General features: G+C 69.3%; 9 protein-coding genes. 5 read left to right on the top strand and 4 right to left on the bottom strand.

Annotated features, from left to right (window positions below; genetic code table 11):
• The 5 genes from FAF44_RS49550 to FAF44_RS49530 form a co-directional block, all read left to right on the top strand.
• A partial coding sequence (locus tag FAF44_RS49550; protein WP_272896114.1) for a nucleotide-binding domain containing protein occupies positions 1-627 on the top strand: 627 nt, incomplete at its 5' end.
• 366 nt (positions 628-993) lie between these two features.
• Positions 994-1,971 (top strand): ABC transporter permease, encoded by a 978-nt coding sequence (locus FAF44_RS49545; protein ID WP_237110446.1) that lies wholly within the window; start codon positions 994-996, stop codon positions 1,969-1,971.
• Position 1,972: 1 nt separating this feature from the next.
• Positions 1,973-2,815: an ABC transporter permease gene (locus FAF44_RS49540; RefSeq protein ID WP_237110445.1), complete on the top strand. Its 843-nt coding sequence runs from the start codon at positions 1,973-1,975 to the stop codon at positions 2,813-2,815.
• Entirely contained in the window at positions 2,812-4,881 is a 2,070-nt protein-coding gene (locus FAF44_RS49535; RefSeq protein ID WP_237110444.1) for an ABC transporter ATP-binding protein, read from the top strand. The genes FAF44_RS49540 and FAF44_RS49535 overlap by 4 nt, the downstream gene beginning before the upstream one ends.
• Positions 4,878-6,593: an ABC transporter family substrate-binding protein gene (locus tag FAF44_RS49530; RefSeq protein ID WP_237110443.1), complete on the top strand. Its 1,716-nt coding sequence runs from the start codon at positions 4,878-4,880 to the stop codon at positions 6,591-6,593. The genes FAF44_RS49535 and FAF44_RS49530 overlap by 4 nt, the downstream gene beginning before the upstream one ends.
• Positions 6,594-6,663: 70 nt before the next feature.
• On the opposite strand, the gene FAF44_RS49525 is transcribed toward FAF44_RS49530, so the two are convergent.
• From FAF44_RS49525 to FAF44_RS49510, 4 genes are all read right to left on the bottom strand, one after another.
• Positions 6,664-7,059: a peptidase inhibitor family I36 protein gene (locus FAF44_RS49525; protein ID WP_237110442.1), complete on the bottom strand. Its 396-nt coding sequence runs from the start codon at positions 7,057-7,059 to the stop codon at positions 6,664-6,666.
• 103 nt (positions 7,060-7,162) lie between these two features.
• Complete coding sequence (locus FAF44_RS49520; RefSeq protein WP_237110441.1) at positions 7,163-8,539, bottom strand: glycosyltransferase; 1,377 nt, start codon at positions 8,537-8,539, stop codon at positions 7,163-7,165.
• Positions 8,530-8,691, bottom strand: coding sequence for a hypothetical protein (locus FAF44_RS49515; protein WP_237110440.1), 162 nt, complete (start codon positions 8,689-8,691; stop codon positions 8,530-8,532). Before FAF44_RS49515 ends, FAF44_RS49520 begins: the two co-directional genes overlap by 10 nt.
• A 137-nt stretch (positions 8,692-8,828) precedes the next feature.
• The coding region (locus FAF44_RS49510; protein ID WP_237110439.1) for a polysaccharide lyase beta-sandwich domain-containing protein at positions 8,829-9,536 on the bottom strand (708 nt) is incomplete at its 5' end.

The raw sequence follows: 9,536 nt of genomic DNA, 5'->3' as shown, positions 1-9,536 counted from the left end.
GCGCTGTACTGCGTGGGCTCAGGCGGCCTCAGTTACGCCCTGGCCGCGGCCTTGACCGCCGACCGCCGACCTGCCGACCTGGAGCCGGGTGCGAGTGGTGGTGTGCGCGGGCCGGCCGGTGGGCCGGTGCTGGTGGTGTCGGGGAGCCGGTCGCCGGTCACCGCCCGGCAGATCGACGCGGCCGAGCGCGCGGGCTGGGCGGTGCTGGACCTGTCCGACGGACCGGCCACGGTCGCGCACGCCGAAGAGAGCCTGCGGGCGGGCCGGCACACCGTCGTGCAGTCCACGCGGGGGCCGTCCCGCGACCCGGCGGGCGTCGGCGCGCTGCTCGGCCGGGTGGCGGCCGGAGCGGTGCGGGCCGGGCTGGTCGGGCGGCTGGTGGTCGCGGGCGGCGACACCTCCGGCGAGGTCGTCGCCGCGCTCGGGGCCCGCGCCCTGGACGTCGTCGGCACGCTGGCGGTCGGCGGGCCCGTGTGCGTGCTGGCCTCGGACGATTCCGCCTGCGACGGCCTGGAGGTGGCGCTCAAGGGCGGTCAGGTCGGCGGGCCGGACTTCTTCCTGGCCGCCGCCGCGGGCATCGGCGCCTGTCTGCCGGGCGGCGGCGAGATCGAGCCCCGCCTGTCGTGAGGCGGCGGGATTGAGCGCACGGTCCTCCGATTAGATATGATATGGATCACTTCGCGAACCGGCAATTTATGTCCGGATTCTGTGACACAGTGGCCTGTGAGAGCGGTCTCACGAGCACTCTGGTAAGCGCTGTTTCCGCAGGTGGGAGCCGGTTTTTTGCAGGTTCGCGACACCCCTGCCGAGCTATTGCGAGTGACCTTACCGTTATATAGCACCGTTTCTGACTGTTACATTTTTGCTTATATTCTCCGCTTCGATCGCCATCGCAACATCGCGGCGCTTTTCACGATGCGAGATGGGGGTTTCGTCGCGGGGGCGCCGGTCCGACAGGACGTTCGCGCCCCCGGTCAGCACGAACGGAGAGTGATGGGCAAGTACCTGCTCCGCAGGTTGGCAATTAACGTGATCTTGGTCGCCATCGCGGCCAGCCTGGCGTACATTCTCGCGGCTTCGACCATGAGCCCGCGGGGCGCGTACGAGGGGCGCCAGCCCCCGGTGGCCGAATCGGTCGTCGATGCCACACTTGATGCCTACAACCTGAACGACAAGACCCCGGTCCTCCAGCGTTACGCGACGTGGGTCCAGGGCGTCGTCGTCGGAGACTTCGGCAGGACCTGGAACGGCGGCTCGGTCAACGACGAGATGGGCCGACGCATCCTGGTCAGCGCCCGCCTCCTGCTCATCGGCACGCTGCTCGGTTTCGCCGTGGGAGTGGCGCTGGGCGCGTTCTCGGCAGTCAAACAGTACAAACTCAGTGACCGGCTGATCGGCGTCACCTCCTTCGTGATCATGGCGATCCCCGTGTTCGTGCTCGCCACCCTGCTGGCGATCGGCACCTACAACCTCAACAGAGGGCTCGGGTTCACGCTGATCGAGTACACCGGCGAGTACAACCCGCGGTTGTCCGGCTGGGACCAGTTCCTCAACCGGCTGAACCACCTCATCCTGCCGACGATCTCGCTCAGCCTCGGCTCGATCGCGTTCTACAGCCGGATCCAGCGCAACATGATGCTCGACGTGCTCGACCAGGACTTCGTGCGCACCGCGATGGCCAAGGGCCTGCCGCGCAGGAAGGCGCTGATCAAGCACGCGCTGCGGACCGCGCTGATCCCGTCGGCCACGTACTTCGCGTTCGCGTTCGGCACGATGTTCACCGGTGCCACGTTCACGGAGAAGATCTTCGCCTGGCACGGCATGGGCGCCTGGCTGGTCGACTCCATCAACGCCAACGACGTCAACTCCGTCGCCGCCGTGACGTTCTTCGCCGCCGTCTGCGTGCTGGCCGCGTCGTTCCTGTCCGACCTGCTGGTGGCGGCCCTCGATCCTCGGGTGCGGGTGAGCTGAGATGCGGACGAAAGTCGTCTTCAGGCGCCTGCTGCGCAACAAGCAGGCCCGTTACGGGTCCATCGCCCTGGTCCTGCTGGTCGGGCTGGCCTACATCGGCCCCTACTTCGGCCCGTACGACTGGACCGAGAAGGACTTCCTGGCCTTCCTGTCGGGCCCCGGCCCCGACCACTGGTGGGGCACCACCTCGATCGGCGCCGACATGTACGCGGTGACGCTGCGCGGCATGCAGAAGTCCATCATCATCGGCCTGCTGGTGGCGCTGATCTCCACCGGCCTGGCCGCGATCGTGGGCGCCTTCGCCGGCTACTTCGGCGGCTGGATCGACAAGGTGCTCATGTGGGGCGTGGACCTGCTGCTCGTCCTGCCCAGCTTCCTGATCATCGCCATCGTCTCGCCGCGGCTCAGGGAGGGCGCGTCGTGGTTGTGGTTCGTGGCGCTGCTGGCCGCGTTCTCCTGGATGGTCACCTCCAGGGTGGTCCGCAGCATGACGCTCTCGCTGCGCGAGCGGGAGTACGTGCTGGCCGCCGTCTACATGGGCATCCCGCGCTGGAAGATCATCTTCCGGCACATCGTGCCCAACCTGAGCTCCTTGCTGATCATCGACGCCACGCTCAACGTCAGCGGCGCGATCATCGGCGAGGCCGCGCTGTCCTTCTTCGGCTTCGGCGTCCAGCCGCCGGACGTCTCGCTCGGCACCCTGATCGCGGAGGGCTCCCGCAACGCCACCGGCTACCCGTGGCTGTTCGCCTTCCCCGCCGGCCTGCTGGTGGCGCTGGTGCTGAGCGTGAACCTGATCGGCGACGGCCTGCGTGACGCACTCGACCCGGGGAGCAACTCGTGAGCATCTTGGAGGTCAAGGACCTCACCGTCACCTTCCCCGGCGGCATCGAGGCCGTGCGCGGCGTCAGCTACGAGGTCGAGCGCGGCGAGGTGCTCGGCATCGTGGGCGAGTCCGGCTCGGGCAAGTCCGTCACCTCGCTGGCCGTCATGGGCCTGCTGCCGCGCAACGCCACGGTCAGCGGCTCGGTCAGGCTGCACGGCCAAGAGCTGCTCAGCATGAAGGAAGACGAGCTGGTCAAGGTGCGCGGCCGGGCCATCAGCATGATCTTCCAGGACCCGCTGTCGGCCTTCACACCCGTGTTCACGATCGGCGACCAGATCGCCGAGGCCGTCCGCATCCACCAGAAGGTGAGCAAGGACCAGGCGGCCAGGCGCGCCGTCGAACTGCTCGACCTCGTCGGCATCCCCAACCCGGCGCTGCGGGCCAAGGCGTTCCCGCACGAGTTCTCCGGCGGCATGCGCCAGCGCGCGATGATCGCCATGGCCGTCGCCAACGATCCCGACCTGCTGATCTGCGACGAGCCGACCACCGCGCTCGACGTCACCATCCAGGCGCAGGTCCTGGAGGTGCTCAAGACCGCGCAGCGGGAGACCGGCGCCGGCATCGTGATGATCACCCATGACCTCGGCGTCATCGCCGGCATGGCCGACCGGGTGCTCGTCATGTACGCGGGCCGCCCGGTCGAGCAGGGGCTCGTGGACGACATCTACTACCGCCCGCGCATGCCGTACACGATGGGGCTGCTCGCCTCGATCCCGAGGGTCGACGGCGAGGAGGGGCCGCTCGTGCCCATCGACGGCAACCCGCCGTCGCCGGCGGCGCTGCCGCCGGGCTGCCCGTTCGCGCCGCGCTGCCCCATGAAGGTGGACATGTGCGACGACGAGGAGCCGCCGCTGACGTCGTTCGGCGGCGGGCGGCACGTGGCCTGCATCCGCGCGCACGAGATCGAGCACAAGGGCATGACGGGCGCGGACGTGTTCCCCGTGCCCGTCATCCCGCCGAGCGACGTCGTACGGGTGCCGCGCGCCGAACGCGCCACCGTGCTGGAGCTCGACGGCATGCAGAAGCACTACCCGCTGATGAAGGGCGCCGTCTTCAAGCGGCGGGTCGGCACCGTGTTCGCGGTGGACGGCATCAGCTTCGACGTCGCCGAGGGCGAGACGCTGGCGCTGGTCGGCGAGTCCGGCTGCGGCAAGACCACCACGTTGCAGCAGATCATGCGACTGGAGGCGCCGCAGGCTGGCCGCGTGGTCGTGCTCGGCAAGGACAGCGCCGGGCTGGACAAGTCCGCGCGCAAGTCGCTGCGCGCGGACCTGCAGATCGTCTTCCAGGACCCGATGGCCGCGCTCGACCCGCGCATGCCGGTCGGCGACATCATCGCCGAACCGCTGCGCGCGCACGGCAGGACGGACGCGCGGGCCAAGGTCACGGAGCTGCTGCGGCTCGTCGGGCTGGCGCCCGAGCACGCGGAACGGTACCCGCAGCAGTTCTCGGGCGGCCAGCGCCAGCGCATCGGCATCGCCCGCGCGCTGGCCCTGGAGCCGAAGCTGCTGGTGCTGGACGAGCCGGTGTCCGCGCTCGACGTCTCCATCCAGGCGGGCGTGATCAACCTGCTGGAGGAGCTGAAGAACAGGCTGGGCCTGTCGTACCTGTTCGTGGCCCACGACCTGGCGGTGGTGCGGCACCTGGCCGATCGGGTGGCCGTCATGTACCTGGGCAGGATCGCCGAGATCGGGACGGTCGAGAACGTCTACGACAGTCCGGCGCACCCGTACACGCAGGCGCTGCTGTCGGCGATCCCGCTGCCCGACCCCGAGATGGAGCGCACCCGCAAGCGGATCCTGCTCGAAGGCGACCTGCCCAGCCCGGCGGACCCACCGTCGGGGTGCAGATTCCGTACCCGCTGCCCCAAGTTCGCCCGCCTGAGCGAGGCGGAGCGGCAGCGGTGTGTGAACGAGGAGCCCTCGGTCGCCCGGCTGGCGAATGTCGCCGACCACGGCGCGGCCTGCCATTACGCGGAGGAGATCGAGGTCATCACGGCCTCGGACAATCAGGAGGAACAGTGAAGGTTCGTTACCGTACGGCCACCGGGCTGGCGGTCCTGGCCCTGGCCACGGCGGCCTGCGGCGGAGGCGGCGGCGCCAGCAACAGCGGCCAGCCGAACCCCCAGCAGTCCCAGCAGGCGCAGCAGCAGATGGCGGAGACCCCGGCCATCAGCGTCAACACCGTTCCCTACGAGCAGGTCAAGGACGGCGGTACCGTCACCCTCACCGTCGGCCAGTGGCCCAGCCAGTGGAATCCCATCCACGTGGACGGCAACCAGGCCGACACGGCCGAGATGCTCGACCCGATCCTGCCCATCCTGATGATGTCCGACCAGGAGGCGAACTTCACGCCGAACCCGGACTTCCTGACCGACGTGAAGAACGACATGTCGTCCGGCAAGCAGGTCGTCACCTTCACCCTCAATGACAAGGCCACCTGGTCGGACGGCACGCCGATCACGTGGAAGGACATCGAGGCCGCATGGACGGCGCAGAGCGGCAAGAACAAGAAGTTCAAGCCGGCCTCCGTGGAGGGCTGGGACAAGGTCGAGTCGGTCACCAAGGGTGACAGCGACAAGGTGGCGGTCATCACCTTCACACAGCCGTACCCGGAGTGGCAGGGCATGCTGTCCCGCTCGCCGCACCTCATGCCGGCCAAGCACATCGCGGAGCCGGACGCCTTCGACAACGACTACCTGCAGAAGCTCCCGGTCACGGCCGGTCCCTTCAAGGTGGAGAAGATCGACGAGGGCACCAAGACGCTCACGCTCGTGCGTGACGACAAGTGGTGGGGCAAGAAGGCCAAGCTCGACAAGGTCATCTTCCGTACCATCGAGACGCCCGCCGCGCAGGTCAACGCCTTCGCCAACGGCGAGCTCGACATGGTGGAGGTCCCGCCGGGCAGCCCGGCCGACCTCAAGCGGGCCAAGGAAGTCCCCGACGTGGACATCCGCAAGGCGCTCAGCCCGAACTGGCGGCACATCACGGTCAACAACCAGAGCGACTTCCTGAAGGACAAGTCGGTCCGGCAGGCCGTCGCGTACGCGATCAACCGTGACGTGATCACGCAGTCCGACCTGAAGGACATGGACTGGCCGCTGCAGACGCTCGGCAACCACGTCTTCATGAACAACCACAAGGGTTACGTCGACAACTCCGGCGACCTCGGCAAGTACAACCTGGAGAAGGCCAAGCAGCTCCTCGACGCGGCCGGCTGGAAGCAGGAGGGCGAGTACCGCAAGAAGGACGGCAAGGAGTTCGAGCTGGGCTTCACCGTCCCGGCCGGCGTGCCCTACGCCAAGACCGAGGGCGAGCTCACCCAGGCCATGCTCAAGGAGGCCGGGATCAAGCTGACGATCCGGCCCGTGCCCGATGACAAGTTCTTCACCGACTACATCATCAAGGGTGACTTCGACCTGGTGCCGTTCTCCTGGATCGGCGACCCGCTGCCCATCGGCAGCCTGACCCAGATCTACAAGACCGGTTCGGAGAGCAACTTCCCGAAGGCCACCGACGCCGCCCTGGACGCCGCCATCGACGAGGCCGCGGCCGAGATGGACCCGGCCAAGGCCATCGAGAAGGCCAACGCCGCCGACAAGCTCGTCTGGGACCTGGTGCACACGATCCCGCTGTACCAGCGCCCGGACATCCAGGCGGCCAAGAAGACGCTGGCCAACATCGGCGCCAAGGGTTACTCGTTCTACGACTGGTCGGCGATCGGCTTCACCGGCTGATCACCGTCCGCTGACGAACCCCCCGGCCCGCCACGGCCGGGGGGTTCGCCGTTTCCCGGCGGTGCGTGGGTCAGCCGTGCGAGTCGGCCGCCCCGCCCTTGAGGGTGAACAGGCAGGACGGGCCGTTGGCCCCGTCGAAGCGGACCGAGTCGAAGAAGTCGCGGAAGTCGATGTAGAAGTTGCCCTTGCCGCCCGGGCTGGTCACCGCCGAGCAGCCGCCGTAGCCGGCCTCGGAGAACAGGTGGATCCAGGAGCCGGTGCGGTTCCAGTCGGACTTGGCGCGGTCGGCCATGCCCAGCGCGGCCAGGTCGGGGGTGTCGGTGTTGATCTGGATGATGTCACCGGCGCCGTCGAGGCCGGAGAACAGGCAGTAGTAGCCGGTCTGGCACCGGTCGTACCCCTCGGCGGCCTGGGCCGGCGCGCCGAGGACGGTCACGGCGGCGGCAGCGAGGGGTAACGCCAGCATGTGAAGCTTCTTGCCCACCATTCCTCCATGGGTGAAACTTTCTTTCCATCCCGAACATACATCGCGCGATCTTGCCGGGAAAGAGGCCCGCTGGAGCAACCGGTCACGCCGCCGCGTTCAGCGAGACCTCCACGCCGCCGCGGGTACCCCAGCGGTTGACCCGCCAGCAGGTCAGCAGGGCGTACAGGTACATCGGGCGCAACACCAGCAACCGCCAGACCGAGGCCAGCGGGGCGAGCGCGAACGTGAGCAGCAGCGCCGGCAGGCTCTCGTCGCTGCGCCGTACGGTGAACAGCCGCAGCGCCATCAGGTAGTTCATGGCCAGCCCGATCTGCAGCGCGGCCAGCGAGACCTCGCCCAGGTGCGCCCGGCAGGCCGGGTCGGTGACCAGCACGACCGGGATGGCCACGGCCAGCAGCAGGTGCAGGTACTCCGCCACCGTCGTCCAGAACACCACGCCGCCCAGCGGCATGTACCGCAGCCACCACAGGTGCCGCACCGTGGTGCCGCGCATCCAGCGCAACTGCTGCTTGGCGTAGTGGTCGAGCCGCTCGGGCACCAGCGTGAACACCATCGACGACGGCTGGTGCACGGTGTGCCCGGCCAGCAGCGAGTAGAAGGTGAGCATCGAGTCGTCGTTCATCTGCATCGGACGCCCGCGGAAGTGCTCGTTCTCGTACGAGCCCGCGCACTGGCGCACCACGTTCGCCCGGTAGAAGGCCAGCGTGCCGGAGTTGATCGTCACGCGCCGCAGCACCGACTGGGCGCTGCGCAGGCCACGGGTGAACGGCAGGTACAGCACGCAGGTCATCCGGGTGAGCAGGTTGGCCGTGCGGTTCAGCACCAGCACGTGCCCGGCCACCGACTGCACCCGCGGGTCGGCGAACGGGGCCAGCCCCTCCCTGACCGCGTGCCGGTCCAGCACCGAGTCGCTGTCCAGGGTGAGGAAGATGTCACCGTCGTCCTCGGCCAGCACGTGCATCTGGGCGAAGCGCTTGCCCCGGTTCTCGGTGCGGTCCCACGTCGTCTCGATGCCCCGGGCCATGGCCTCGGTCTCGAACTCGCGGCGCACGTCGTCGTAGGTGATGGGCGCGCCGGACGCCGCGTCGGCGGAGCCGTCGTCCACCACCCGGATCCGGTTCACCCGCCGGCTCTGCGTCAGCACCGAGCGCAGGCAGGCGCGCAGCGCCTCGGGGTCCTCGTTGTAGACGGGGACCTGGACCGTCACCCTGAGCGCGGCGATCTGCTCCCGGCGCGACTGCGGGATCCGCATCGGCCGTTCGAACCAGGCCAGCGGCATCCACCACAGCAGCAGGAAGGAGGCCAGCCAGGCGACGGACATGTCGTGCGCGTGACCCTCGATCGCGCCCGCCAGCGCGGCCAGATGAGCCACGCCCCACGCCGCGTACCCGGCGATCGGGATCGCGCCGAGCAGGAGCAGTTTCCGGTGCCCGGCATATCGGGCCGTGATCAGGGGCACAGCGGGCTCCGTCCTCGCCGGAACTGGAAGCGGACCAGGAATGCGCACGTCAGGACGGTGGCCACGCACAATCCGACCAGCCAGAAATGCCCGCCCGCGAGCGCCGCCACCGCCGCGCCACCGCCGTAGCCGGCCAGGGATCCGTATGCCATAAGGCGCTCCTTAGGCTGTGCTGAAGGTAACGCCGTGAACTTCGCCGGACAGTGGTGCCGATAATCCCCAAGCCCCTTAAAAGGGGCGTACAACGGCTCTACGTTGTGGAAAGACCGGTAAGTCACGTCATTCTCCGTCAGCCGAGGGCGACGGTGATGCGCTGCGTGGCCCCGGCGGCGCCCCGCAGGTCGGCGAACGTCAGGCGCAGCGACCCGCCCGTGGCCGAGGCCGTGACGGACGCGGGCGCGGAGAGCACCGCCCGGACCGGCCGCTCCCAGGTGAGCACGAGCGCGGACGCCGCCCGCGCCGGGTCGGAGACGCACAGCAGCGCGGTGCCGTCGGCGCGCTCGCGGATCAGCACGCACGCGGCGGCGTCGGCCGACAGCGTGGACACGCGGCCCGGCACCCACAGGTTCGCCGCCGTCAGGCCCAGCTCGGGGACCCTGATCGCCTGCGCGTCCGCCGTGTTGGCCAGGATCTCCACCCGGTCCCGCGCCGCGGCCCGGTCGCGGGTGGCCTGCTCGCTCGCGCCGGGCATCAGCACGTACGCGTAGGCCGCGCCGGACGGGTCGGGGCCGTGGTCCAGCCACAGGGTCAGGTAGCGGCGGGTGAGGGGGGCGGGGGAGCCGCCGGTGTTGACGTCCCGCCAGGAGCCGGTGCGGTCCTCCTGGAGGAGGGCGAGGTCGGTGGGGGAGGGGAAGACGTAGCCGGCGTGGCCGTCCACGTGCGCCCAGGAGACGCCGCGCACGGGTTCCACGGCCTGGTCGGCCGCCCGGCTCCCGTCAGCCCGGTCGCCGCTCGCCCGGTCGCCGCTCGCGTGGTTTCCGCCCGCTTGCGCGCCGTC

Origin of the sequence: Nonomuraea sp. MG754425, from assembly GCF_021699195.1 — a bacterium.
In the GTDB taxonomy this organism is placed as follows: domain Bacteria; phylum Actinomycetota; class Actinomycetes; order Streptosporangiales; family Streptosporangiaceae; genus Nonomuraea.
The sequence above is the reverse complement of the archived record's forward strand: the minus strand, read 5'-3'. Positions and strand labels throughout refer to the sequence as shown.

What these genes read in the sequence shown, in the direction of transcription:
- FAF44_RS49515 (WP_237110440.1), bottom strand. Translation starts at nt 8,691, where the DNA reads ATGGCATACGGATCCCTGGCCGGCTACGGCGGTGGCGCGGCGGTGGCG.
- FAF44_RS49540 (WP_237110445.1), top strand. Translation starts at nt 1,973, where the DNA reads ATGCGGACGAAAGTCGTCTTCAGGCGCCTGCTGCGCAACAAGCAGGCC.
- FAF44_RS49525 (WP_237110442.1), bottom strand. Translation starts at nt 7,059, where the DNA reads ATGCTGGCGTTACCCCTCGCTGCCGCCGCCGTGACCGTCCTCGGCGCG.
- FAF44_RS49545 (WP_237110446.1), top strand. Translation starts at nt 994, where the DNA reads ATGGGCAAGTACCTGCTCCGCAGGTTGGCAATTAACGTGATCTTGGTC.